This is a genomic window from Aeromonas sp. s10 (assembly GCF_040907975.1).
Lineage (GTDB): Bacteria > Pseudomonadota > Gammaproteobacteria > Enterobacterales > Aeromonadaceae > Aeromonas > Aeromonas caviae.
Window position 1 is genome coordinate 172,977 of sequence record NZ_JBFOCV010000006.1, and the last position, 24,128, is coordinate 197,104.

The window sequence follows — 24,128 nt, forward strand, 5'->3', positions numbered from 1 at the left end:
ATGCATCCGGGCCGACGCAGCTGCCCGCCCTGCTCCCCCTGGCGCCCGGCAATGTTGCGCCAGAGGCGTCCCTCTTGAGATCTGCCCCCCAATCCCGCACACTGGCTGCGCTTTGGAAGCAAAAAAACATAAGGATATTCAATGAAAAAGTCGCTTATCGCCGGGGCGGTTGCCGCTCTGCTCACCCTCCCCGTCCTCGCCGCCCAGGTGCCTGAAGGCACCCAGCTTCTGCCAGCCGCCCAGCAAGTGTTCGTGCGCAACATCGGCACCGAGCCTGCCTCCATCGATCCCCAGATGGTGGAAGAGAGCGCGGGCAGCGACGTCGTCAACGATCTGTTCGAGGGGCTCTATACCCTGGATGGCAACGGCAAGCTGCAGGCGGCGGGCGCCCTTGGCTACGAGCTCGATGCCACGGGCACCGTCTACACCTTCAAGCTCAGACCCGATGCCAAATGGTCCAACGGCGAGCCGGTGACGGCGGCGGACTACGTCTATGGCTGGCAGCGGGCGGCGGACCCCAAGAACGCCTCCAACTACGCCTGGTTCATCGAGCTGACCGGCGTCGCCAATGCCAGCGACGTGGTGCAGGGCAAGCAGAGCCCGGATGCCCTGGGGATCAAGGCGCTCGATGACTACACCCTGCAGATCACCCTGAAAAACCCGGTCCCCTTCTTCCTCAAGACCCTCTCCCACTACACCACCTTCCCGGCGCCCAAGGCCACCATCGAGAAGTTCGGTCATGAGTGGGTCAAACCGGCCAACATCGTCTCCAACGGCGCCTTCGCCCTCAAGGAGTGGACCCCGAACGAGCGCCTCATCGCCGAGCGCAACCCCCACTACTGGGACAACGAGCACACCGTGCTGAACAAGGTGATCTATCTGGAGATCGTCTCCGATACCGCGGCCTACAACCGCTATCGTGCGAGCGAGCTGCACTACACCACCTATCCCCTGGAGCAGTATCAGCAGATCAAGCGCCAGAGCCCGGAGGAGCTGGTGAGCGCCCCCATGCTCGCCACCTACTACTACGTGTTCAACACCCAGCGCAAACCCTTTGACGACGTCAGGGTGCGCAAGGCACTCTCTCTTGCCATCGACCGGGACACCATCACGGAGAAGATCCTGGGACAGGGGCAGCTCTCCGCCTTCAGCCTGACCCCGCCGAGCGTGGACGGCTTCGAGCTCAAACGCCCCGCCAGCGAGCTGATGAGCAAGGAAGAGCGCATCAAGCAGGCCAAGGCGCTGCTTGGCGAGGCGGGTTACGGCCCTGACAAGCCGCTGACGGTGGACATCCTCTACAACACCAACGAGGGGCACAAGAAGATAGCGCTCGCCATCTCCTCCATGTGGAAGCACAACCTGGGGGTCAAGGCGGAGCTCAACAACATGGAGTGGAAGACCATGGTGTCGGCCCTGAACGAGGGTGACTTCGGGGTGAGCCGCTACTCCTGGAACGGAGACTACAACGATGCCTCCACCTTCCTCGACATCATGACCTCCAGCAGCAGCGCCAACAGCGGCAAGTGGTTCAACAAGGAGTACGACGCCCTCCTGGCCAAGGCCCATGACGCCAAGGACCCCGCCGAGCGCAACCGCCTCTATCAGCAGGCCGAGGTGCTGATCGACGAGGAGGCCCCCATCGCGCCTGTCTACTTCTACGTGAAATCACGGCTGCTCAAACCCAGCGTCAAGGGCTACCCCTACCAGAACCCGCAAGACCTGGTCTATGCCAAGGATCTCTATCTGACGGCGCAGTGACGCTGGGCACCGAACCAAAAAGACCGCCTCGAGGGCGGTCTTTTTTTATCCTACTTTTCCTGACAGCCCGCCACTGCGAGCCGGGCGCGTCTTCGCACCGTCACGGGCCTGACCAGCAACTGCGCCAGCAGCACCCCCATCAGGGTCATGCCGCCACCGATGAGGTGATAGCTGGTGAGCCGCTCCCCGAGCCAGCTGATGGCAAGGGCGGCCGTCATGACCGGCAACAGATTCATGAAGATGGCGGTGCGGCTAGCCCCGAGCAGGGCAATACCCTGCATCCAGAGCCAGGGCGAGAGGGCCGAGGTCGGGATCCCCGCATAGAGGATGAGCCAGAGGGCGCTGCCATCGGGCCAGTGCCCGTCCACCAGCAGATAGAAGGGGGTGAGGAACAGGAGGCTGCACAGCACCTGACCGTAGAGCATGGACCAGTTGTCCAGCCCCAGATCCCAGCGCTTGAGCAGCACGCTGTAGAGCGCATAGGTGGCCGCCGAGAGCAGCATGTAGACGGAACCGATATGGATGCCCTGGGTCAGCAGCCGGGCCGGATCCCCCTGCCCCAACAAAATCGCCAGCCCCAGAATGGAGATGGCGCCTCCCAGCAGCGCCCCCCAGGTGGGCCGCTCGCGCAGCAACCAGATGCTGAGCAGCACCGTCATCAAGGGGGTCAGTCCCATCATCAGGCCAATCTCGGTGGCCCCCAGGGTCTGGGCCGCGTAATAGCCAAAGGTCTGGTTCAAGACCATCCCGAGCAGGGCCAGCACCGCCAGCTTCGAGAAACCGGCCCGCAGCTTGCGGCGCTCGCGCCAGGCCCGGTGAGCCAGAAACGGGGTCAGCACCAGGGCCGCCACCATCCAGCGCGACCAGGCGAGCGCCGCAGGAGACAACACCCCGACCGCCAGCTTGCTGACGATGCCATTGCCAGCCCAGATGGCCATGCAGGAGAAGGGAAACAGGAAGGCAAGGGGCATTGCGATATCCAGAATAAAAAGGCGGGTATTGCGCGCGAGTATAGAGAGGCAATCAGGATAAGCAAGCCTGCCAACGCAGGAAGAAGCGCCATGACGCGAACGGTTGGCGCCGCGCCCAGGCGCCATCAACAATCATGCCCGCACAGGGGCGGGCATGAGGGGGACCAGGGTCAGCCTGAGGCGCCTCAGGCGGCATCCATGTGGAGCCTTGAAATCAGTTCATTGACCTCGAGCACCGTCTGGCGATGGGGAATGTCGGCTTGCAATGGCATCATCAGCAAGCCCGACTGGAAATCGAAGCGCCCCCTGCCGTGGATGTAAATCCGCCCCTTGAAGAAGGTTTTGACATGTTTTGCCACCATCAGTGGCAGGTACTTCTTGAACACTCTCATCGTTTGCAACCTCTTGAAGTTGTATCCGTATGACAGCAGCTTATGCGAAATAATTCCGTTAAATTTATATAAAAAACCGGAAAATTCGACTCTCTCTTCCCCAAAAAACCAAACTGTAACTTATTATTAACTTTTACCGTATTGTATGCGGTCCTTCCAGCCAGAGCAAGACTCCTTTGCCATCTTGCCATTCGATGCAGGCCAGCCCGGACGTCGCGAACATGGGGGCCCCTGCCGCCGGGCAGAGACTCTGGACCAGATACCCCACCAGCGGCAGGTGGCTGACCATCAGGATGTTGTCATGCTCCGCCGCCAGCGCAGTGAGGTAGCTCGCCACGAAAGCCGGATCCCCGTAGGGGGTGATGTCGCCGCTCTCCTCGACCTTGAGGGCCTTGGGCAACACGGGGGCGATGGCCTGCCAGGTCTGTCTGGCTCGCAGGTAGTTGCTGTGGATCACCAGGTTCAGGGAGCCTGCCAATTGGGGAGCCAGCCAGCCCGCCATGTGGATGGACTCTTCGATGCCTTGCTCGGTCAGTGGACGCTGTTCATCAGTCTTTGCGTTCATGCCAGCCTGGCCATGACGCATGATGTAGATTTTCATTACAACCTCGCCCAGGGGGCCTGTTTAAATAGCGGGGGAATCTTACCCCGCCATGCCGGGGGAAACAATTGCGCCACCTCTCAGAAAAGGGTTTGCCTCGCAAGATAGCGGGGTCGATAATCATGTTTAAATTCAAATAAATTCATCGCGAGCCCCTCCCCAATGAGCCCATATGCCAGTCCCAATGACCATCGGCGGTATCACTATCTGGAGCTGGCAAACCGGCTCAGGGTCTTGCTGATCTGTGATCCCGAGACCGACAAATCCGCCGCCTCCCTGGCGGTGAATACCGGCCACTTCGACGATCCTGCGGATCGCCAGGGCATGGCTCATTTCCTCGAGCATATGCTGTTTCTCGGTACCCGCACCTACCCCAAACCCGGTGAATACCAGCAATTCATGAGCCGTCACGGGGGCAGCAACAACGCCTGGACCGGTACCGAGTTCACCAACTTCTTCTTCGACATCGACAACGGCTTCTTCGAGGCGGGGCTCGACCGGTTCTCCCAGTTCTTCATCTGCCCCACCTTTGCACCGGAGTGGGTCGACAAGGAGCGCAACGCGGTGGACTCCGAGTACCGCCTCAAGCTGCAGGACGACGTGCGCCGCAGCTACCAGGTGCACAAGGAGACGGTCAATCCGGACCACCCCTTCTCCAAATTCTCGGTGGGCAACCTCGACACCTTGGCAGATCTCCCCGGCCGGGATCTGCGCTCGGACCTCATTGCGTTCTACGAAACCCACTACAGTGCGGATCGCATGGCGCTGGTCATGCTTTCACCGGCACCCATCGAGACCCAGCTGGCCTGGTGTGATCGCTTCTTTGGTGCCATTCCGGATCGCCGCCTCGGCCCGCCGGTCCTGAACCATCCTCTCTACCGGCTCGATGATCTCGGCATTCGCATCCAGCTGACCCCGGTCAAGGAGACCCGCAAGCTGGCGCTGACCTTCCCGCTGCCGTGCGTGGATGAGTATTACGACAAAAAACCCCTCACCTTCCTGAGCCACCTCATCGGCTATGAGGGGGAAGGCAGCCTGCTCTCCCTGCTCAAGGGGCGGGGCTGGGTCAATCAGCTCGCCGCCGGCGGCGGCATCAGCGGCGCCAACTTCAAGGACTTTGGCGTGAGCTTTGGCCTCACCCCCCTTGGGCTTGAGCATGTGGACGAGATCATCGCCGCCCTGTTTGGCTATCTGAAGCTCATCGAGCGGGGTGGGGTGCAGGCCTGGCGCTATGAGGAGAAGCGCAGCGTGCTAGAATCCGCCTTCCGCTTCCAGGAGCGGGGACGGGCCCTCGACACCGTCTCCGGCCTCGTGCTCAACCTGTTCAGCTACGGGCCGGACGATCTGCTCTACGGCGACTACATGATGCGCGAGTTCGATGAGCCGCTGATCCGGCGCTTCCTCGCCAAGCTGACCCCCCACAATCTGCGGGTGACCATCCAGGCCCCGGAAGCGAGTACGGATCGCCTCGCCCGCTGGTACCAGACACCCTACAGCGTCCAGAGCATCAGCGAGGCCGAGAAGATCCGCTGGCAGCAGAGTGAACCGGATCCCGCCCTGCACCTGCCGGCGCCCAACCCCTTCATCAGCACCCGCCTCGACGCCCGTCTGCCGGCGCTGCCCGCCGACATGCCGTCCTGCCTCATCGACAGGCCCGGTTTCCGGCTCTGGCACCTGCACGAGCATCAGTTCAGCGTGCCCAAGGGCAGCCTTTACATCTCCGTCGACAGCGAACATGCGGTCAAGAGCCCGCGTCACATCGCCATGGCGCGTCTGGCCGTGGAACTGCTCACGGATCACCTCAACGCCCTCACCTACCCGGCGGAGCTCGCAGGCCTTGGCTACCAGATTTATGCCCATCAGGGGGGCTTTACCATCAACCTCAGCGGCTTTGCCGACAAGCAACCGCTGCTGCTCGACATGATCCTCGGCAACCGCACCCTGGGGTATCCGGATCCGGCACGCTTTAGCGAGATCAAGGAGCAGCTTATCCGCAACTGGGAGAACCAGTCCAAGACCCGCCCCATCTCCCAGTTGTTCAACCAGCTCACCAGTTTGCTGCAACCCAACAACCCGCCCTTCGAGCAGCTGTTGCGCCACCTGCGCACCGTCGAACTCGGGGAGATGCCCGGCTTCGTCTCCGAGCTCTTTGCCAGGGTGCATCTGGAGGCCCTGGTACACGGAGACTGGACGGCCGCCGAGGCCCTCGAACTCGCGGCCCTGCTGGAGCGCCACCTCGGTGCCAACAGCCAGCCCAGCGCCGAGACCCGCCGCCCCCTCATCTCCATCCAGGACAGAGGCACCCTCATTCGGGAGCAGGGGTGCGATCACGAGGACTCGGCGCTGCTGGTCTACTACCAGTCGCGCACCACCCGGGCGCGGGATCTCGCCTGCTTCACCCTGGCCAACCACATCATGTCATCCACCTTCTTCCACGAGCTGCGCACACGCCAGCAGCTCGGTTACGTTGTGGGAGCCGGCAACCTGCCCCTCAACCGCCATCCCGGTCTCATCTTCTATATCCAGTCGCCGGTAGCGGGGCCGCAGATCCTGCTGGATGCGGTGGAGGAGTTCATCGATCTCTTCCCGCTGGCCATGCTGGAGTTCACCGAGCAGCAGTGGCAGGAGAGCAAGGCGGGGTTGCAGGCCCAGCTCAGCGAGCGGGATGCCAACCTGCGCAGCCGCGGCCAGCGGCTCTGGGTCAGCATCGGCAACAAGGATCTGGGTTTTGATCAGCGCGAACGGGTACGCGAGGAGGTGGGCAGGCTCAGCCGTGCCGATCTGGTGCGCTTCATCACCCAGCTGAGATCCCGCACCTCGGATCGCCTCATCCTCTGCAGTTATGGCCTGGGCCACGAGCACGACGAGCGGATCACCGGCCAGTTTGTCGACGATCCCAGGGCATTTCGGCTCAACGCCGCCACCTTCGAAGGCTGACCTCCCCTGTTGGCAACGCGCAGGCAATAAAAAGCCGACCCCGTGGGGTCGGCTGGAAAAACCATAATCAATTGCGACCAGAGCCGCCAAAAGTGAACATGAGCGTGAAAATCAGACACTGGGTTGATGTTCGACCGGCGTTCAAACCAGAGCTCATCGGTCGGCACCAGCAGTGATTGAGAAACAGCCTCATCTTAGGCATTTCCCTGATTTTCCACGTTGATCTATGTCAAAGGAGGTAAAACAAGCGCCACTTCCATCCTTGGCATCGGCCTCGCGTCCTCTCAACCCCGGCGGATCAGCCGGTAAGCCACCTCATCGAAATAGGAGAGCTGCCCCGAGAGCACCCTGGGGTGATCCAGCTCCGCCCCCCGGCCCAGCACCTCGACACCAAAGTCGCGCTCAAACAGGGTGCGCACCTCCATCTCCCCCACCGAGAACGGCGGCTGTTGCTGCTGCTCGGGCTGATACTCGAGGGTCACCAGCAACACCTGCCCCCCCGCCTCCACCAGGCGGCTCATCAGGGCGGCATACTGGCGGCGCATGGCGCCCGGCAAGGCGATGAGGGCCGCCCTGTCATAGACCAGGCGATAACGCTGACCAAGCTCCGGAGCGGCGAAGAAGTCCCCCTGATAGATGCGCAGATCGGCGTGCCGGTGGCACTGATAGGGACCCACCTCGCTTCTCTCTGCACTCAGGTTGTTCTCGTCAAAAAACTGGGTAATGGCGAGCTCGGAGAGCTCGAAGCCATCCACTGGATGCCCCTGCTCACGCAGCCAGAGCATGTCCCGGGACTTGCCGCAAAGGGGCACCAGCACAGGGTCGCTCCCTTGCTGGGCTGACCACCAGGATTGCAGCCAGCGGTTGAAATCTGCCTGATGAAAGCCAATCCGGTTCTCTTTCCACTTCTGGTGCCAAAATGCCGCTTCCATCATCTTCCTCTCGTCATCTGCAATGGTGCATCACTATCACAACTTCACCGAAGTGGCGCAAGCCCCATGATCCCGCCCCAGTGCACGAGAAGGCCCACGATGGGCAGGCCTCAGGCCACAACCCCAGGCAGGCTTGTCGCCATCGCTGCCAGCCGGGTCAGGATCTGCGCGAAGGTGGGTCGCCGGGAAGGCACCTCAAAGCCGCACTCTCTGGCCAGTCGATGAAGGGGGTCAAGGTCCGCGTCCCTCCCATTACAGCGCGCCAGCAGCTCGGCCAGCAGGCAGCCAAAGGCCCGCACTTCCAGGCGCTCCAGCCGCCCGGCCAGCACCTCATCGGCGCGGTCGTAACAGGAGGCGGCACCAAAGTCACCGAGCAGCACCCGGCCCGGCGCCTCCTGCGACGAGTGAGGCATCGCGGGCTGCAAGGAGTACAGCAGGTTGTGTGCGTAGAGATCGCCGTGGAGGATGCCCCGCTCGTGCAGGTGTCGGGCGGCCGCAGCCACCCCCTGCACCATGGCCATCACCTGGGCCGGGGTGAAGTTCAGATCCTCCCCATAGACATCCCGGGTACAGGAGTCCAGGCTCGGGGGCCCCGCCAGGGTGGCGAAGGCGGGGTCTATCAGGGGCATCACCAGTGCCGGGATGCCGGAGGGATGATCGCTCACCCTGCCCATCACACCGACCTGGTTTGGATGACGACCGGCGGCCAGGGACGCCCCCATCTCGCTCAGGGGCAAGCCGTCGCTGGTGACGGCCCCCTTGAAGAGCTTGACCGCCACCGCCCCGGGCCCTTCGGCACCCGCCCACTCGGCGCGATAGATGACGCCGGATGCCCCCTCCCCGAGCACATCCCCCAGTGAGAGCGCCTGCCAGGGGATCTCGGTAGTGAACTCCGATGTGCCGTTCAGACACGCCTGCTCATCACAGAAAGGGTTGCCCGCAAAGGCCAGCCAGGACAGGCGCGGCATCGAGGGCAACCAACTCGGCAGCGCTGGCAGGCGGTTGGCGGCGATGCGCAAAAGCTCCAAACGGTGACAACCGGCAAGCGTCTCGGGAAGCTCATGTAGCCGGTTGCCAGAGAGCATCAGCTTTTGCAGGTCAATGCAGCGCCCCAATTCTCCGGGCAGTGTCTCTATCTCGTTGTCGGTCAGGATCAACCAGCGCAATCTGGCGGGCAGGGAGGCGGCCGGGACGGTCGCGATGCGGTTGGCCTTGAAGCCCACCATGGTGAGCGCAGGGCAGCGCCCCAGCACCTCGGGCAGTTCGGTGAAGTTGTTCTCGGAGCAGAAGAGGATGCGCAGCTTCCTGCATTCGGCCAACTCGTCAGGCAACTCGCTCAGCTGGTTGCCGGTGAGATCCAGCACCTCCAGGGTCTCCTTGAGGCTCAGGATCTCGGGAGGGAACACCGCGAGGTTTTCAGCAAGTTTGAGGTGGCGGGCGCCGCAGAGTTCGCCTGCGCGAAGCTGTTCCAGGGTATGCATGGGATCGTCTCTATCAACATTCGGGCTTGCGGTGGCTCACTGCGGGCACTCCCCCCAGACCACAAAGGAGGGGCATTATAGGGAATGACGGCCAAAGATGGCCGATTTTCTTCAACGCCTTCTCTTGCAAAGGCCCCCCATCGCCACACTCCCGCTCTCCGTTGCCATGAACCATTCCGGTCGCGCGCTTGGGTGGTTGATCATTTGGTTGGCGCCATATAGTATGGCGCCATACAAAGTCATTCGAGACTCACCATCATGATCACGCTGGAACAGAAACACCTCGCCCTGCTCGAGGATGCAGAGCGCCGCAGACACGCAGACACCCAAAACATGCGCGTCTGCTTTGAGGTGTTGACCCTCGCCGCTGCCATCGATCAGGCGTGCGCGGCGCGCCTGGCTCCCCACCGCCTCTCCGAAGGCAAGTTCGTGCTGCTGTTTTTGCTGCGCGACCTGCCAGAAGGGTTGGCTCCCCACGAGCTTGCCGACAAGGCGGGGGTCACACGGGCCACCATCACCGGCCTGCTTGACGGGCTGCAACGGGACGGCCTGTTGGCTCGCCACAGCGACAGCCAGGACAGGCGAAAGATCTCGGTGCGCCTGACAGAGCAGGGCCAGGCCCTGGCGCAGCACCTGCTCGATGAGCACAGCCAGTGGATAGGCTCCCTGTTTGCCGGGTTCGATCAGGCAGAGCGAGAGACCCTGAGCGCCCTGCTCAAGCGGGCCTGGCTCAATGTCTTCTCATCCCGGGCAGGCTGCACTGAGGCCGCCACAGAGGAGCACCCATGACACGCAGCCGCATCACGGATATCGCCCCCTCCCGCCTCGCCCAGCTCAACCGGGGAGAGGCTGAGGCAAGCAACCTGACCGAATGTCTGGCGGTGGATTTTGCCGCCCTGATGCAGTGTACCCTGCCTTCGCTCGGGCCCCAGGCGCTGGCGTCGATGCACGCCGCATCCGGGGAGGGCATTACCCGGCGCATGGCCCTGGCCGCCAGGCTGCTCCTGACCGAGAGCGGCACGAGGGATCTTGCGGCGCTCAGCCGTCATCCCTCCGATACCGTGCGGGGCTGGGCCTGTTTCATGGTGGGCGCGAGCGAGGGGCTGTCGCTCAGCGACCGCCTGGCCCTCATTCGCCCCCTCGCCGATGACCCTCACTTTGGGGTACGCGAGTGGGCCTGGCTCGCAATGCGAACGACCATTGCTGCGCAGCTCGAGGTGGCCATTGCCGCCCTGGTGCCCTGGACGGCGGAGCCGTCCGAGCGGCTGCGACGCTTTGCCAGCGAAGCGACCCGGCCCCGCGGCGTCTGGTGTACCCATCTTGCGTCCCTGCGACAAGCGCCGGAGCAGGCCCTGATGCTGCTTGAGCCCCTCAAGGCCGATCCCGCCCCCTATGTGCAGGACTCCGTAGCCAACTGGCTGAACGATGCGAGCAAAGACAGGCCACAGTGGGTCACTGACCTCTGCGCGCGCTGGTCTCGCGAAAGCCCCTGCCCCGCGACAACCCGGATTTGTCAACGCGCCTTGCGCACCTTGCGCAAGGGCCAACTCCCGAAGGAACCCCTATGACCCACTATCTGGCAGAGCTCTACACCCCCACTCCCGCCTGGCTGGCACTGAGCCAGACGGCTCGTCAGCAGTTCTTCGAGGCCATTGGCACAGGCATGGCCAACCTCGCCGCCCTCGGGGTGGAGCCCATCGCCCTGGGCGAGACCGATGCTACCACCCTCCATGGTGCGCCCCACCCCTTCTTCGCCATCTGGCGCGGGCCGGATGCCGCAGCCATCGAGGCCCTCGTCCAGGGAATAGCCGCATCGGGCTGGCACGACTACTTCGAGACGGTCAACGCCACCGGCGCCGGGGTCTCCCTGGGCGAGCACCTTGCACAGTTGGCCGCCCTGCCCTGCGCCGCCACATCCAGCCCCGCCCTGGCCTGATAACCCCTAAAAGAGCGTTATCCCACCAGGCCTTGCGTCAGTGCCGCCGACACCGGTGGCACTGTTTTCCATGCCCTGCCCTTGCAAACCCAGGTCACCACCACCTGGGAAAGCGGCGCCACAGCCCCGCTCCCTTCCCACTCCCTTCATAAAACGCGGATATCTCCTGATGCCGTGATGAGCCATCGCCGATTGCACAAGTGAGCAAGATCCGGGTCGTCGTGACAAAGGTTCGCCGCCATAGTGCTTTCAAACCAACTGTGCTTTCGACCCCCAAGGGGTTGAACCAAAAGAGGTTTGAACCAGGAGGGGGTTGAACCCATCCACTTGTCTGCCAACCCTGCATGAGCGTCGCCACCTGGCGCCATGCACATCTCGCGAGGGAACTGCCATGTCATTACTGTCCAACAAGGTCGCCATCATCACCGGCGCCAGCTCCGGTATCGGTCGCGCCAGCGCCATCCTGTTTGCAAGGGAGGGGGCCAGCGTCGTCCTGGGTGCCCGCCGCCAGCCCGAGCTGGATCTGCTGGTGGAGGAGATCAGGGAATTAGGGGGCCAGGCGGTGAGCCTTGCAGGGGATGTGAAAAGCGAAACCTATGCCCGCGCCCTGGTGGATCTCGCGCTGACCCGTTTCGGCGGACTCGATATCGCCTTCAACAACGCCGGCACCACGGGGACACCGGGCAGCGTGCCGGGGCTTGAACTGGCGCAGTGGCAGGAGACCCTGGATACCAACCTCACCAGCGCCTTTATGGGGGCCAAGTACCAGATCCCCGCCATGCAGGCACGCGGCGGCGGCTCGCTGATCTTTACCTCCACCTTCGTCGGCCATACTCTGGGGCTGCCCGGTATGGCGGCCTATGCCGCGAGCAAAGCAGGCCTCATCGGCCTGACCCAGGTGCTCGCCGCCGAATATGGGGCACAAGGGGTGCGGGTCAACGCCCTGCTGCCGGGGGGCACCGACACCCCCATGGGACGGGCCTTTACCGATACGCCGGAGAGCCTCGCCTTTGTGCAGCGTATGCATGCCCTCAAACGGCTGGCCCAACCGGAAGAGATTGCCCGCTCGGCCCTTTATCTGGCGTCCGATGCATCCAGCTTTACCACCGGCATTGCTCTGCTGGCCGATGGTGGGGTATCTATTTGTCGCACATGACCTTGTCGCACCCAAGATCCTGCAGCTGCAAACCTATCGTGAGAGCGTCCTATGTCTGATTACGCCCGCATCGCCGATGCCATCCGTTTTATCGCAAGCCAGGTGGCGCGCCAGCCCACCCTGGACGAGATAGCGGCGCACGTTCACTTAAGCCCCTTTCACTTCCAGCGGCTGTTCAGCCGCTGGGCCGGGGTGACGCCCAAACGCTATCTACAAGTGCTGACCCTGGAGCGGGCCAAGGCGCTGTTGCAGGAGTCGCGCCCGCTGCTGGAGGTGGCCGATACCCTGGGCCTGAGCAGCGGCTCGCGGCTCTACGATCACTTCGTGCAGCTCGAAGCGGTGACGCCGGGTGAATACAAGCAGCGCGGGGCCGGGCTGGTGATCGATCACGGGGTGCACGACACCCCCTTCGGCCAGGCGTTCGTCGCCCTGACCCCGCGGGGAGTGTGCAACTTCTCGTTTCTCGATGACCAGGCCCCACAGACGCCGCTGAGTGCCCTCGCCCAGCGTTGGCCTGAGGCAGAACTGCGAGAAGCACCCTCACGCACCCAAAGCGTCATCCACACCATGTTCGATGGCAGCAAGGCGCCGGATCGCCCCCTCTCCTTGCACGTGAGCGGCACCAACTTTCAGATCAGCGTTTGGCGGGCGCTGCTGCAGATCCCGCCCGCCAAAGTGGTGAGCTACGCCCAGGTGGCAAGCGCCGTCGGCAACCCCAAAGCTGCCCGCGCCGTGGGGCTGGCGGTGGGGGCCAACCCCGTCGCCTTGATGATCCCCTGCCACAGAGTCATCCAGCAAAACGGCAAACTCGGCGGCTATCACTGGGGTGAAACCCGCAAACAGGCGATACATGCCTGGGAAGCGGCGAGGTATGAATGAGGTAGGGCCGTGATGCTCGGTCTGATGGGAGAAAATAGGGCTAACCTAGCCGTGAGACAATAGACAATCAGATATCGCCAGACACTCGTCCGACGATATCTAAAGGGGGTTCATTAGAAGTATCAGGGGCAAAGCTTGCCCCTTTTGTGGCTTTGGTGACTGGGAATAATGGTCAACTACGCGACAGCCCAATCCCAAAGAACAATAAGCGCAGCGGATTGCATCTTATAATGCTTACTATAGGGCCGCAACAGAGTGACCGCGTCATAGAAGAGCCAATCACTTTAACCGTAAACACCCCAATTTTTATTAGCTAAATAGTGCATTAGGAAAATTTTTCCTAGCTATTGTTAGCTTCTTGCCAGCAAAATGCCCTCTTCTTCCGGCAGCATTAACGTACGCCCGGAAACTTGCACCAGATTGCATTGTAATGAGTATTGCATAGCTAGACTCGTCAGACTTTGCTGAACTCTTTCTGTACTCTATTAGCTGGTGAAATTGCTCTATGCTGAGACAGCAAATCTCTCCATCTTCAACACAAACAAGCGAGAAATATACTTTTCCGTATTGGCCAGAAATATTACATATATTTTCCATATGCTCTTCATTGAATGTAAATACATACTCACCAATACTATTTGGTTCCGATGAATATTTACAGAGCACAGCAGTGTCATGGTTCACAAGAAATGCGTTAGAAATACTTTTTCCGTGAACCTTAAGGGAATTGATCGCCGTAAACTGTTCATGCTCAGCAATCTGCATTACAGCGGCACCTATATTTTGCTGTTCTAGTCTTATTTTCATATTGCATTCCCTTTTAAATATATAGCGCTACAAACACTAGTTAAGAGGTGAGCTTTAGCTCGACCCAGAGATCGGAGTGAGTAATTTGAACAAGGTTTTACTCACTACGGATTATCTTCGGCCCATTATTTTGTTTGAGCTATAAGCTCATGTAAGGTGATATGCGATTTTTGCTAAGCTTACATAATAAGAACTTCCCGATATTTTCTGCACAAGGTGAACAGTATTTCTGTTTACCCTTATGGAATGCAAATGTGTTGCCAGTACAGTAGATTATGATTTTCAAGTCGAAGTATTTTTAATTATGCCTTTGCTATATGCCTGCAATATTATATCTGCTAGCAAGGTTTCATATACAGAAGTGTAATCAATCGCTTGCGTCCGTATCCGTATGAGTGCAGCTTGTTCTAAGATGGAGATTAGTAGCGCCAGTCCAATTTTGTATAACTACCTAGCTCCATATAAAATTTCATATAATGCCTTCTGTAGATCCTGATTTTTTACATGGGCGAAGTCAGTTACTGAAATTTAGTCTGGAGTTTAAATTTCATTAAAAGCGAAGCTTAAAATAGCATCAACAATATCTCACCCGAACATTATTTTAATTTGTATCCGTGAAATTAATTCTGTTTGCTGTATAGCTCTCGACTATTACAAGCCTAGTTTCAGTGTCTTGTGCTTTATTTTATAGAACTAAGAAGTTTTGCCATTATTTCTTTTTGTATGTCAGGGTGGAATTCTTCATACATTGTATTAGAGCGTACATTGTTTTTCTCTTGAGGCCTTGGGATTGTAAATTTCTCTGTATTTATCCAGTTTATTCTACGCCCAGCACTTACGATATTACCAGTATCCTTGATTTCTGTTAAAAGTTTACTGTTTGCAATGAAGCCTATAGCTTTTACATGAATGTCTTTGCTACTTGGGGGACATGACTTGAGATATACAATGTCACCTACTTTTAGTGAAGCTACATATTGAAATAGCTCTGGCGCGCTAAATTCATCCCAGCCTGGACCTGCAATAGAATTTTCTATAAACTTTTGACTCATGTCTTCATCGTAATATGCACCAATTCCAAAGATTGCCATTCGCCCCCCTAGCTTAATTAAATACATAAAAGTTATTAGATGGACGGTAGTACTAATCAGATAGCAGAACTTTCCATACAACGCCGCTATATCTTCATAGCAACCACAAAAACCAATGTTAAATTATAATATTATCAACCAATTTCTAGCAGCCGAGCGTATTGGTCTCAACTCCTCTTTTCCCTCTATAACCTGAGCAGTACGAAACACAGAGAAAATCAGCCATAGAAAGCGCAACCAAACCTCACTAGGGTGAACAAATCTGGACTGTGGCCTACTTGCATCACTACTGCATCCGTACAGAAAAGTCCTGTTAGAACTGGATCCACAATTTCATGTCCTTCCATGTATTACGACTCCCACTGGCATTCGGTCCGCCCATGCCATTGCTAAATTACACCCAAGCTACCGCACAACAGCCTCCAGTTTGCTGCCAGTGACCAAGCTGTGTATCTGGCCTGGTTCATCGGTGACTCCAAAGAGGCCATATCCAGACGACTATCCTAGCGAGCGAGAGAGACAAGAAAAAGAGAAAGGTGGGCGTTTCCCAAGCCAGATCAAGAAATTACTCCATCTTGGGGGGCAGCAGCGGCTCGCGTTACCCTCTTGCATCAAGATGGGGCATCGAAACGGCGGGTATCCGGCTCCATTGCACGTATCGTTCCTGACGAACAGGGTATGCTCCCCCTCCCCTGCCCGGAGAAACCACAGCCTGCGGCCCTATGTAGACGCGATGGATGGCGTTCTGTCGCTCAACCCAGGCACTCACCACGACAACATTGGCAACAGGGCCTCTATCCCCTTCGCCAGGAGCAAAATTTTCTCGCAAACGATTGGAAAAAGAAAAGGCGCCTCAAGGGCGCCTTTTTGACAGTTTCGCGTGATCGCAGGGAGAGGCGTTAACCGCTTATTCCCATTCGATGGTTGCGGGCGGCTTGCCGGAGACGTCGTACACCACGCGGGAGATGCCGTTGATCTCGTTGATGATGCGATTCGACACGTGGCCGAGGAAGTCGTACGGCAGGTGGGCCCAGTGGGCGGTCATGAAGTCGATGGTCTCGACGGCGCGCAGCGCAATGACCCAGTCGTACTTGCGGCCATCGCCCATCACGCCGACGGAGCGCACCGGCAGGAAGACGGCGAACGCCTGGCTGACCTGGTTGTAGAGGTCGGCCTTGCGCAGCTCTTCGATGAAGATGGCGTCAGCCTTGCGCAGCAGGTCGCAGTACTCTTTCTTCACTTCGCCAAGCACGCGCACGCCCAGGCCCGGACCCGGGAAGGGGTGACGGTAGAGCATGTCGTAGGGCAGGCCGAGTTCGAGGCCGACGCGGCGCACTTCGTCCTTGAACAGCTCGCGCAGCGGCTCCACCAGACCCATCTTCATCTCTTCCGGCAGGCCGCCGACGTTGTGGTGAGACTTGATGACGTGGGCCTTGCCGGTCTTGCTGGCAGCGGATTCGATGACATCCGGGTAGATGGTGCCCTGGGCCAGCCACTTGGCGTTCTTGAGCTTCTTGGACTCGTCGTCGAACACGTCCACGAAGACGCGGCCGATGGTCTTGCGCTTGGCTTCCGGCTCGTCGATCCCCGCGAGGGCGGAGAGGAAGCGCTCTTCGGCATCGACCTTGATGATGTTCAGGCCGAAGTGATCGCCGAACATGTCCATCACCTGCTGGCCTTCATTCAGACGCAGCAGGCCGTTGTCGACGAAGACGCAGGTGAGGCGATCGCCGATGGCGCGGTGCACCAGCATGGCGACCACGGAGGAGTCCACGCCGCCGGAGAGGCCCAGGATCACTTCGTCGTCACCCACCTGCTCGCGGATGCGGGCAACGGCGTCGTCGATGATGGTGGCCGGGGTCCAGAGGCACTCGCAGCCGCAGATGTCCTTGACGAAGTGCTCCAGCATGCGGGCACCCTGACGGGTGTGGGTTACTTCCGGGTGGAACTGCACGCCGTAGAAGCGCTTGGCTTCGTCGGCCATGGCGGCATGGGGGCAGGTCGCGGTCTGGGCGATGGTGGTGAAGCCGGCCGGGATCTCGGTGACCTTGTCGCCGTGGCTCATCCAGACATCCAGCAGGGCATTGCCGTTGTCGGCAATGGCGTCTTCGATGTTGCGCAAGAGAGCGCTGGTCTTGCCGGACTGGCCCAGCACTTCGACCTGGGCATAGCCGAATTCACGCAGGTTGGAGGACTGCACCTTGCCGCCGAGCTGCTCGGACATGGTCTGCATGCCGTAGCAGATACCGAACACCGGCACACCGGCGTTGAACACGTACTCGGGGGCGCGCGGGCTGCCCGCCTCGGTCACGGATTCCGGGCCGCCGGAGAGGATGATGCCGCTCGGGTTGAACTCGCGGATCTGCTCTTCGGTTACGTCCCAGGCCCACAGCTCGCAGTAGACGCCGATTTCACGGACGCGACGGGCGATGAGCTGGGTGTACTGGGAACCGAAATCCAGGATAAGGATACGGTGGGCGTGAATGTCTTTAGTCATTTTATTCCTGCATCAGGCTGATGTTGTCACAAAAAGCACGGGATAAAAAAAGGGTGGAAAAACGGGGCGCAGAGCCCCGTTTCATCAGCCCATCCGGTAGTTGGGGGCTTCTTTGGTAATGGTCACGTCGTGAACGTGGGACTCTTTCATCCCGGCGCCCGAGATGCGCACGAACTCGGCCTTGGTGCGCATGTCGTCGATGGTCGCGCTGCCGGTCAGACCCATGGAGGAGCGCAGGCCGCCCATCTGCTGGTGGATGATCTCTTTGAGGCGGCCCTTGTACGGCACGCGCCCTTCGATCCCTTCCGGCACCAGCTTGTCGGCGGCGTTGTCGGTCTGGAAGTAACGGTCGCTGGAGCCCTTGGACATGGCACCCAGAGAGCCCATGCCGCGGTAGGACTTGAAGGAGCGGCCCTGATAGAGCTCGATCTCGCCCGGCGCCTCTTCGGTACCGGCAAACATGGAGCCCACCATGACGCAGCTTGCGCCCGCGGCGATGGCCTTGGCCACGTCGCCGGAGAAGCGGATGCCGCCATCGGCAATCACCGGCACGCCGGTGCCTTCCAGGGCGTCGACGGCGTCGGAGATGGCGGTGATCTGGGGCACGCCCACGCCGGTCACGATACGGGTAGTACAGATGGAGCCCGGGCCGATACCGACCTTGACGGCGTTGACACCCGCTTCCACCAGCGCCTTGGCGCCAGCGGCGGTGGCGACGTTGCCGCCGATGATTTGCAGGTCAGGATAGGCTTCACGGGTCGCCTTGATGCGATCCAGCACGCCCTGGGAGTGGCCGTGGGAGGAGTCAATCAGCAGCACGTCCACACCGGCTTCCACCAGGGCGGCGACGCGCTCTTCGTTGCCGGCACCGGCACCGACGGCGGCACCGACCCGCAGACGGCCACGCTCGTCTTTACAGGCGTTGGGCTTGCGCTCGGCTTTCTGGAAGTCCTTCACAGTGATCATGCCCTTGAGCTTGAAGTCGCCGTTGACCACCAGCACCTTCTCGATGCGGTGTTTTTGCATCAGGGCCACCACCTCTTCACGAGGGGCCCCTTCACGCACGGTCACCAGACGATCTTTCTGGGTCATGATCTGTTCGACGGTCTGGGAGAGATCGATGACGAAGCGCACGTCACGGCCGGTGATGATGCCCACCAGCTGGTTGCCGTCAGTCACCACGGGGTAACCGGCGAAACCGTTCTTGTGGCTCAGCTCCTTGATCTGGGCGATGGTCATGTCAGGGCGCACGGTAACGGGGTCGCTGACCACGCCGCTCTCGTACTTCTTGACCTTGCGCACTTCGGCAGCCTGCTGCTCGATGGACATGTTCTTGTGAATGAAGCCGATGCCGCCTTCCTGGGCCAGTGCGATAGCCAGACGGGCTTCGGTCACTGTGTCCATGGCAGCGGAGATCATCGGAATATTCAGCGTGATCGCAGACGTGAGCTTGGTACGCAGGTCGGCGGTATTGGGGAGAACAGTGGAGTGGGCTGGAACCAACAGTACATCGTCGAAGGTCAGCGCTTCTTTGGCAATCCTGAGCATGGCAATATCTCACCGTTGAGGAGTGGGGGTGTAAAATATTGCCGACAAATTTTACTCATGCATTGGGCAGTGGTAAAGAAGTTTTTTGAATTTTTTATGGCGTAGCCCGATTTAACGCCACCAACAGGGCAAAAAACCAATAAATTCAGCCGTAACCATGCCGTTTTTCCCGACAAGATGATCTTTTTTGCCGTTGAGCCACTTTCTGCCGCCAGTCTCCCGGAACGGCCTTTTTCCCCTCGCAACGGTCAGCCAGACCGGCGGTCAGTTCCCCTGATAGCGGCCCGGCTTGTGCCAGTTCATCAGCATGGCGTTCATGGCCAGCGCACTCAGGGTTGACCAGAGCAGCAGGGGAAGCGGCAGGGTGAGCAGAGAGAGCGCAAACACCAGCACATCCAGCACCATCTGACTCTTTCCTGCATTGATGCCGGTGCGCCGTTGCAGCCAGAGCGTCACCACGCCGGTGCCCCCCACGGAGGCATTGTGGCGCGCCAGAGACAAGACCCCCATGCCGAGGAAGGTTCCCCCCACCAGGGCGGCAAACAGGGGATGGACATAGCTCACCGTCAGCAGCAGCGGCACCGCCTGGGTGGCCGCCGAGAGGGCGACGTTGACGATCAGCGTCTTGAGGGTGAAGGCGCGCCCCATGGTGACGTAGCAGAACACCATGAAGGGCAGGTTCACCAGGAAGAAGAGCACGCCGATGGGCAGGGTGCTGACATGGGCGATCAGCAGGGCGATGCCCGCGATGCCACCGGTGATCATGCCGGAACACTTGAGCAGATTGAGCCCCACGGCGATAAACATGACCCCGAGCACCATGCCGTAGACATCGTCCTTGAGGGTATGGGCCAGCCCCCTGCCCGCGGCCGCTGGCTGCATGGTCATTTCACCTTCCATATGACTCCTTAGATCCGATTTGATGGTGGCATCCGTTGCCCGACAACCAGGCCGCATTGGGGCTGATGGCGGCGGCCCGTTCACCTTGCCGTCCCCCCCAATCTTGCGTCCCCCGCCCCCTTATGTCGCCATCGTGGGGATGACAAGGCACAGCAAAAAGAGCGCCAATCAAAACAAGAGTCCGCGATACCATAAATAATCGGATTTAAATTCTGATAAATACGCAATGTGTAGATTGAATGCACCACTTCAGTGATCGGTCATCACGGTGGCGCAGCATGTTCACCCGAGTCACCGAGAAAGGCCTCGTGGTATCCCCTTCACAGCCCGGTTTTTCGGCAGATCATGTCGATAGGATGCCGCTTTTCAGCATGGATGATGCCTGTCATGGGGGAAGCCCGAGGGCCATACGGCGTGTTTCTTCGGGGCGGGCTCCAGGGGCGGATGTGGATGGAGCGCACCAATAAAGTGCAATTGCACCAATATAGATCAACCGAGTGGCACAGTTTGCCTTGCACCGCGGCGCAAAGGCGACATGGGCACCGCTTTGCTCACTGCCATGAGCACTGCAATATGCAGAGCATGGAGTGACTCGGGCGGCGGATGCACCACTTCCCTTCCCTCTAGCCCCCTTCCCATGAGCGTGCTGGTCGCGAGGCCACAGGTCTGCCCATCCACCAGCCCCTCCGCAGCCAGAGTCCCATCAGGATGGGGCATCCATTCAGGCATAGGCAGAAGGCAGAAGGCAGAATAAAAAAGTCGGCCCGAAGGCCGACTCGCTGCACCCTGTGACAGGGCTTCCTTACTTGAGGTATTTGCCGTCAGCGCCCACCTTGCCCGGGCCGTTCAGTACCCAGACCCGCGCCGAATAGGCGGGCACTGCAAAGCTCAGGCTGCCGTTGCTGACGCTCTGGCTCGCACCGGTTACCGCGTCCGTGTAGGTGCCGTTCTTCAGGCCACTCAGGTTTATCTGCTGGGCCGAGTTGGCCGCAAGGCCCACGGCAGCGTAGCTCCCTTGGGCGCTCAGATCACGCACGAAGCTGATGCCGCTCCCCCACTCGTTCACCTGGCTCATGGGCGCTTTTTGCAGGGCGGGCACCGCCTTGCGGATCTGGTTCAGGCGCTTGATGTGCTGATAGAGCGGGTGGCTCGGGGTGGCGGGGTTGTCCAGCACCTCCCCGTAGTAGGCACGACCGGTCTGATCCACCGTCATGGTGGCCCCGTCGATGTCCTGGGGCTTGCCCGCCTGGAACATCACCTCCTCCCCGTAGTAGAGGGTCGGGATCCCCCGCGCCGTCCAGAGCAGGTTGTAGGTCATGGCCGCATTCCCCTCTTCCCCGCCGTAGCGGTACTTGAAGTCGTTGTCCGGCCCCACGTCATGGTTCTGGAAGAAGGTGATGAGCTTGGTGGCATCCCCATAGACCCAGTCCATGGCGAAGATTCCCCCTACCCCGCCAAAGTTCCCCCGGGTGACGTTGTCACGGAAGGTGGAGAACAGCGAGAAGTCCAGCACCGAGAGACCCGAATCGCCCCCTGCACGGGGATCGGCCGGGTTCGGCGTGGTGCGGGTGTACCACCAGGGGCGGATCACCGCCGAGGCATTGTCGTTGGCCAGCTCAGAGCCCCAGCCGGTGCCCTTGACCAGGTTTTCGCCAAAGACGAACAGCCCCGGCTTGTGGGCCTGCCAGTCATGGACATAGGTCAGCAGTTCGTCCCGCTCGATGTGTTTCAAGGTATCGATGCGAATCGCATCCACCCCCATGTCGAGGTACTGACGAATGGCGCCGTTGAGGTAGTCCTTGACGTTCTGGTTACCGGTGGCCAAGTCGATGCAGTCCCCCGCCATGTGCTTGCGCTGCAGGGCGAGCGGGCTCTCCCAGTCACCACCGGACATGAAACCGTCCAGGTGATACCAGGCGGGATCCAGGGTCTGGGCGTCGATGCCGAAGAAGCGGTTGGGGTTGTAGCCTGCGCTCGGCACGGTGGCGCCGGTCTTGGGATCTACCAGGGGCTGGGTGCCCGCCGGATCGGACTGGCAGCGGGCCTTGTACCAGTCGGGAGCCGCCGGGTTGTCGTCGTCACAGCGGTTCGCGCTGGCGTAATCCCCTAGGTTGCCCTGATAGGGGCCATTGTTGATGAGCCCCTGGCTCGACCCCGCCGGCACGTAGTACTTGACGGGCAGGCGATCGATCCAGGTCTTGCCGCGCAGGCCGTACTGGCTTGAGTGGTTGAGCACCACGTCCTGGATCACCTTGAGCCCCTTGGCGTGAGCCGCCTGGATGAACTCCCGGTAACCCGCCCCCGGCGACTCCAGACGGGGATCGACCCGGTAGAAGTCGTAGGCATGGTAGCCGTGGTAGTCGAGGCCGGAGCGGTTCTCCACCGGCGGCGTCACCCAGATGGCGGTGAAGCCGAGATCCTTGATGTAGTCGAGCTTGGCGATCAAACCCTTGAAGTCGCCACGCCACTGGGGATCCCCCGCCTTGTAGCGATCCCGGTTGTAGTAGTTGTTGCTGGCATCGCCATCATAGAAGCGGGCAGTCAGCAGGAAGTAGATGCTCTCGGCACGAAAATCGCCGCTCGCCACCCCCTGCTCGCCGATGCGGTACTCGAAGCGCTGCTCGCGCTGATTACCGCTGGCGTCGATGGCAAGGGTGCGGATCACCAGATCGGTGCCACTCCCCTTGTCACTCGCCACCAGGGGCTGACCTGCATAGCGGGCCGATGCCGTGGTGGGCTGGCTGCCGTCCGTCGTGAAATGCACGGCGGGGGCGCTGTCCTGATCGTCGCTCACTCCCAAGGTGATGGACTGACTGTCCACATAACTCCCCGGGGACGGGGTGGCCGTCACCGTGGGGGCCTGCAGATCGGCCCCGGCCAGCGTCTCCACCTCGATGGCCTTGCGCAAGCTGTCAAAGCAGATGCGATAACTGGTGTTGGCGCTGACCAGGTAATCCTGGGCCGGATACGCCTCGGTCCAGTCCCCCTTGTGGTCAATCTTGAAGCGGGGGTTGTTGCTGCCAAAGGCCTGCTCGGTGCAGAAGGTGGTGCCATCCTCGCTGGTCATGGGGGTGAGCCCCCAGTTGTTGGCCGTGCCCCGGAAGTACCAGCTGTCGCTGCTCTGTCCTGCCCCGACCACCACGCTCACGCTGCTGCTGCCCTTGGCGCCCTGATCGTCGGTGACCGTGAGGCCATAGGTGAAGGTGCCGGTCTGGGTGGTGTTGACAACGATGCTCTCCGTGGTCTCGCCGCTGCTCCACAGATAGCTCGCGATCTGGCCGTCGGGATCCGTGGAGTCGCTGCCGCTCAAGGTGAGCGACGCCCCCTGGGTCACGTTCACCGTCCCCCCCGGGGTGATGACCGCGAGCGGCGGCTGGTTGTCATCCCCAAGAGGGGTGATGCTGTAGGCCAGGGTCTGGTCGTTGACCTGGATGCGCACCGTGCCCACGGCGCTCCAGAAGATGTCGCCGCCACTTTTCTCCAGCACGCCGTCGCCGTTGCTGTCGCCAAAGTTGACGGCCCAGTCGCCAGCCTGATCAAACTTGAGGCGCTGGCTCGCCTTGCCATCCAGGTAGGCGTCCACCTGCCACAGATGATCCCCTACCAGGGTCATGGGGAGGCTGGCCCAGCCGTTGAAGGTGCCGCGCACGTTGAGCTGCGGCAAGGTGCTGGCAAACCCCGAGGCCTCGCAACTGGCCACCGCCGTCGCGCTCACCGCCTGGGTGCTCGCGTTGATGCGGATCTGGTACGCCGTGTTGGCATTGACCCCGTAGTCGGCCGCCGGGTAGCTCTGCTGCCAGTTGCCGTACCTGTCTATCTTGAAGCGCGGGCCGCCGCTGGCATCCCCGCTCACGAAGCGCTGGCAGGTATCAAAATTGACGCCGTCCGTCGACGTCATGGCGGTCGCCGCCCATCCATTCGCGGTGCCCCGGAAGAACCACTCCGCCGCCGTGCTCGGCGCCGTGATCAGGGTTCCCAACAATCCGGCCGCGAGTATCCATCTAGCCATTGATAGTCCTTTATTTTCATTGTTTGTGTGTGATGCCGGTGTGTCCCGGCATTCCCCCATCCGCAACGTCCCGCCTTCAGATGAGCCCGACCAGTCTAGAGTCCCCCATGGCCAATTCATGGCCAACACGCGCAAAATGTGACCACTGTCGACCTCATCATGGGCTGTATGTGATTGATAGCGCTTTCATTTCCTGGCGCAGAAGTGAGGGGCGCCCTCATCGGGGAGAGCAA

18 protein-coding genes are annotated in these 24,128 nt (G+C 60.5%); 7 read left to right on the top strand and 11 right to left on the bottom strand.

All coding sequences use genetic code 11. The features are described from left to right. Positions 1–141 precede the first annotated feature (141 nt). Positions 142–1,758 carry a peptide ABC transporter substrate-binding protein gene (locus tag AB5Y59_RS01365; RefSeq protein ID WP_368211336.1) on the top strand — a complete coding sequence of 539 codons (1,617 nt, stop codon included), beginning with the start codon at positions 142–144 and terminating at the stop codon, positions 1,756–1,758. Positions 1,759–1,808: 50 nt separating this feature from the next. Here AB5Y59_RS01365 and AB5Y59_RS01370 read toward each other — a convergent pair whose 3' ends face one another. The 3 genes from AB5Y59_RS01370 to sixA form a co-directional block, all read right to left on the bottom strand. Next, entirely contained in the window at positions 1,809–2,729 is a 921-nt protein-coding gene (locus AB5Y59_RS01370; RefSeq protein WP_039039040.1) for a DMT family transporter, read from the bottom strand. Positions 2,730–2,914: 185 nt separating this feature from the next. Beyond that, positions 2,915–3,121, bottom strand: coding sequence for a DUF1107 domain-containing protein (locus tag AB5Y59_RS01375; protein WP_005324080.1), 207 nt, complete (start codon positions 3,119–3,121; stop codon positions 2,915–2,917). A gap of 133 nt (positions 3,122–3,254) precedes the next feature. Further along, positions 3,255–3,722: a phosphohistidine phosphatase SixA gene (sixA, locus tag AB5Y59_RS01380; RefSeq protein WP_041215262.1), complete on the bottom strand. Its 468-nt coding sequence runs from the start codon at positions 3,720–3,722 to the stop codon at positions 3,255–3,257. A gap of 162 nt (positions 3,723–3,884) precedes the next feature. On the opposite strand from sixA, the gene AB5Y59_RS01385 reads away from it, so the two are divergent. Then, a complete protein-coding gene (locus AB5Y59_RS01385; protein WP_368211337.1) occupies positions 3,885–6,659 on the top strand; it encodes an insulinase family protein in 2,775 nt (924 codons plus the stop codon). 284 nt (positions 6,660–6,943) lie between these two features. Here the strand turns inward: AB5Y59_RS01385 and AB5Y59_RS01390 are convergent, their stop codons facing one another. After that, positions 6,944–7,591, bottom strand: coding sequence for a thiopurine S-methyltransferase (locus AB5Y59_RS01390; protein ID WP_041215264.1), 648 nt, complete (start codon positions 7,589–7,591; stop codon positions 6,944–6,946). A 110-nt stretch (positions 7,592–7,701) separates the two neighbouring features. Beyond that, the gene (locus tag AB5Y59_RS01395; RefSeq protein ID WP_368211339.1) at positions 7,702–9,072 is read right to left on the bottom strand and encodes a leucine-rich repeat-containing protein kinase family protein; all 1,371 of its coding nucleotides are present in this window, start codon (positions 9,070–9,072) and stop codon (positions 7,702–7,704) included. A gap of 258 nt (positions 9,073–9,330) precedes the next feature. Between AB5Y59_RS01395 and AB5Y59_RS01400 the strand changes: the two genes are divergently transcribed. From AB5Y59_RS01400 to AB5Y59_RS01420, 5 genes are all read left to right on the top strand, one after another. Further along, on the top strand, positions 9,331–9,861 hold the full coding sequence (locus tag AB5Y59_RS01400) for a MarR family winged helix-turn-helix transcriptional regulator (RefSeq protein ID WP_139736852.1): 531 nt from the start codon (positions 9,331–9,333) through the stop codon (positions 9,859–9,861). Next, a complete protein-coding gene (locus AB5Y59_RS01405; protein ID WP_202042539.1) occupies positions 9,858–10,640 on the top strand; it encodes a HEAT repeat domain-containing protein in 783 nt (260 codons plus the stop codon). Before AB5Y59_RS01400 ends, AB5Y59_RS01405 begins: the two co-directional genes overlap by 4 nt. Further along, positions 10,637–11,008, top strand: coding sequence for a DUF6616 family protein (locus AB5Y59_RS01410; protein WP_139736850.1), 372 nt, complete (start codon positions 10,637–10,639; stop codon positions 11,006–11,008). Before AB5Y59_RS01405 ends, AB5Y59_RS01410 begins: the two co-directional genes overlap by 4 nt. 391 nt (positions 11,009–11,399) lie before the next feature. Next, positions 11,400–12,164 (top strand): SDR family oxidoreductase, encoded by a 765-nt coding sequence (locus AB5Y59_RS01415; protein ID WP_368211341.1) that lies wholly within the window; start codon positions 11,400–11,402, stop codon positions 12,162–12,164. A 51-nt stretch (positions 12,165–12,215) separates the two neighbouring features. Beyond that, positions 12,216–13,043 carry a bifunctional transcriptional activator/DNA repair enzyme AdaA gene (locus AB5Y59_RS01420; protein WP_139736848.1) on the top strand — a complete coding sequence of 276 codons (828 nt, stop codon included), beginning with the start codon at positions 12,216–12,218 and terminating at the stop codon, positions 13,041–13,043. Between the two features lie 309 nt (positions 13,044–13,352). On the opposite strand, the gene AB5Y59_RS01425 is transcribed toward AB5Y59_RS01420, so the two are convergent. The 6 genes from AB5Y59_RS01425 to AB5Y59_RS01450 form a co-directional block, all read right to left on the bottom strand. Next, positions 13,353–13,850, bottom strand: coding sequence for a hypothetical protein (locus AB5Y59_RS01425; RefSeq protein ID WP_139736847.1), 498 nt, complete (start codon positions 13,848–13,850; stop codon positions 13,353–13,355). Between the two features lie 680 nt (positions 13,851–14,530). Next, entirely contained in the window at positions 14,531–14,941 is a 411-nt protein-coding gene (locus AB5Y59_RS01430; RefSeq protein WP_139736846.1) for a hypothetical protein, read from the bottom strand. Between the two features lie 907 nt (positions 14,942–15,848). Further along, complete coding sequence (gene guaA, locus AB5Y59_RS01435; RefSeq protein WP_042863789.1) at positions 15,849–17,438, bottom strand: glutamine-hydrolyzing GMP synthase; 1,590 nt, start codon at positions 17,436–17,438, stop codon at positions 15,849–15,851. An 84-nt stretch (positions 17,439–17,522) separates the two neighbouring features. Next, positions 17,523–18,986 carry an IMP dehydrogenase gene (gene guaB, locus AB5Y59_RS01440; protein WP_010674549.1) on the bottom strand — a complete coding sequence of 488 codons (1,464 nt, stop codon included), beginning with the start codon at positions 18,984–18,986 and terminating at the stop codon, positions 17,523–17,525. A gap of 264 nt (positions 18,987–19,250) precedes the next feature. Then, on the bottom strand, positions 19,251–19,886 hold the full coding sequence (locus AB5Y59_RS01445; protein ID WP_010674548.1) for a YitT family protein: 636 nt from the start codon (positions 19,884–19,886) through the stop codon (positions 19,251–19,253). Positions 19,887–20,688: 802 nt separating this feature from the next. Then, positions 20,689–23,895: an alpha-amylase family glycosyl hydrolase gene (locus tag AB5Y59_RS01450; protein ID WP_288212294.1), complete on the bottom strand. Its 3,207-nt coding sequence runs from the start codon at positions 23,893–23,895 to the stop codon at positions 20,689–20,691. Between the last annotated feature and the right edge of the window lie 233 nt (positions 23,896–24,128).

Excerpts from the sequence above, each read along its gene's own strand:
- AB5Y59_RS01365 (WP_368211336.1), top strand. The coding sequence starts at position 142 with ATGAAAAAGTCGCTTATCGCCGGGGCGGTTGCCGCTCTGCTCACCCTC.
- AB5Y59_RS01370 (WP_039039040.1), bottom strand. The coding sequence starts at position 2,729 with ATGCCCCTTGCCTTCCTGTTTCCCTTCTCCTGCATGGCCATCTGGGCT.
- AB5Y59_RS01375 (WP_005324080.1), bottom strand. The coding sequence starts at position 3,121 with ATGAGAGTGTTCAAGAAGTACCTGCCACTGATGGTGGCAAAACATGTC.
- sixA (WP_041215262.1), bottom strand. The coding sequence starts at position 3,722 with ATGAAAATCTACATCATGCGTCATGGCCAGGCTGGCATGAACGCAAAG.
- AB5Y59_RS01385 (WP_368211337.1), top strand. The coding sequence starts at position 3,885 with ATGAGCCCATATGCCAGTCCCAATGACCATCGGCGGTATCACTATCTG.
- AB5Y59_RS01390 (WP_041215264.1), bottom strand. The coding sequence starts at position 7,591 with ATGGAAGCGGCATTTTGGCACCAGAAGTGGAAAGAGAACCGGATTGGC.
- AB5Y59_RS01395 (WP_368211339.1), bottom strand. The coding sequence starts at position 9,072 with ATGCATACCCTGGAACAGCTTCGCGCAGGCGAACTCTGCGGCGCCCGC.
- AB5Y59_RS01400 (WP_139736852.1), top strand. The coding sequence starts at position 9,331 with ATGATCACGCTGGAACAGAAACACCTCGCCCTGCTCGAGGATGCAGAG.
- AB5Y59_RS01405 (WP_202042539.1), top strand. The coding sequence starts at position 9,858 with ATGACACGCAGCCGCATCACGGATATCGCCCCCTCCCGCCTCGCCCAG.
- AB5Y59_RS01410 (WP_139736850.1), top strand. The coding sequence starts at position 10,637 with ATGACCCACTATCTGGCAGAGCTCTACACCCCCACTCCCGCCTGGCTG.
- AB5Y59_RS01415 (WP_368211341.1), top strand. The coding sequence starts at position 11,400 with ATGTCATTACTGTCCAACAAGGTCGCCATCATCACCGGCGCCAGCTCC.
- AB5Y59_RS01420 (WP_139736848.1), top strand. The coding sequence starts at position 12,216 with ATGTCTGATTACGCCCGCATCGCCGATGCCATCCGTTTTATCGCAAGC.
- AB5Y59_RS01425 (WP_139736847.1), bottom strand. The coding sequence starts at position 13,850 with ATGAAAATAAGACTAGAACAGCAAAATATAGGTGCCGCTGTAATGCAG.
- AB5Y59_RS01430 (WP_139736846.1), bottom strand. The coding sequence starts at position 14,941 with ATGGCAATCTTTGGAATTGGTGCATATTACGATGAAGACATGAGTCAA.
- guaA (WP_042863789.1), bottom strand. The coding sequence starts at position 17,438 with ATGACTAAAGACATTCACGCCCACCGTATCCTTATCCTGGATTTCGGT.
- guaB (WP_010674549.1), bottom strand. The coding sequence starts at position 18,986 with ATGCTCAGGATTGCCAAAGAAGCGCTGACCTTCGACGATGTACTGTTG.
- AB5Y59_RS01445 (WP_010674548.1), bottom strand. The coding sequence starts at position 19,886 with ATGGAAGGTGAAATGACCATGCAGCCAGCGGCCGCGGGCAGGGGGCTG.
- AB5Y59_RS01450 (WP_288212294.1), bottom strand. The coding sequence starts at position 23,895 with ATGGCTAGATGGATACTCGCGGCCGGATTGTTGGGAACCCTGATCACG.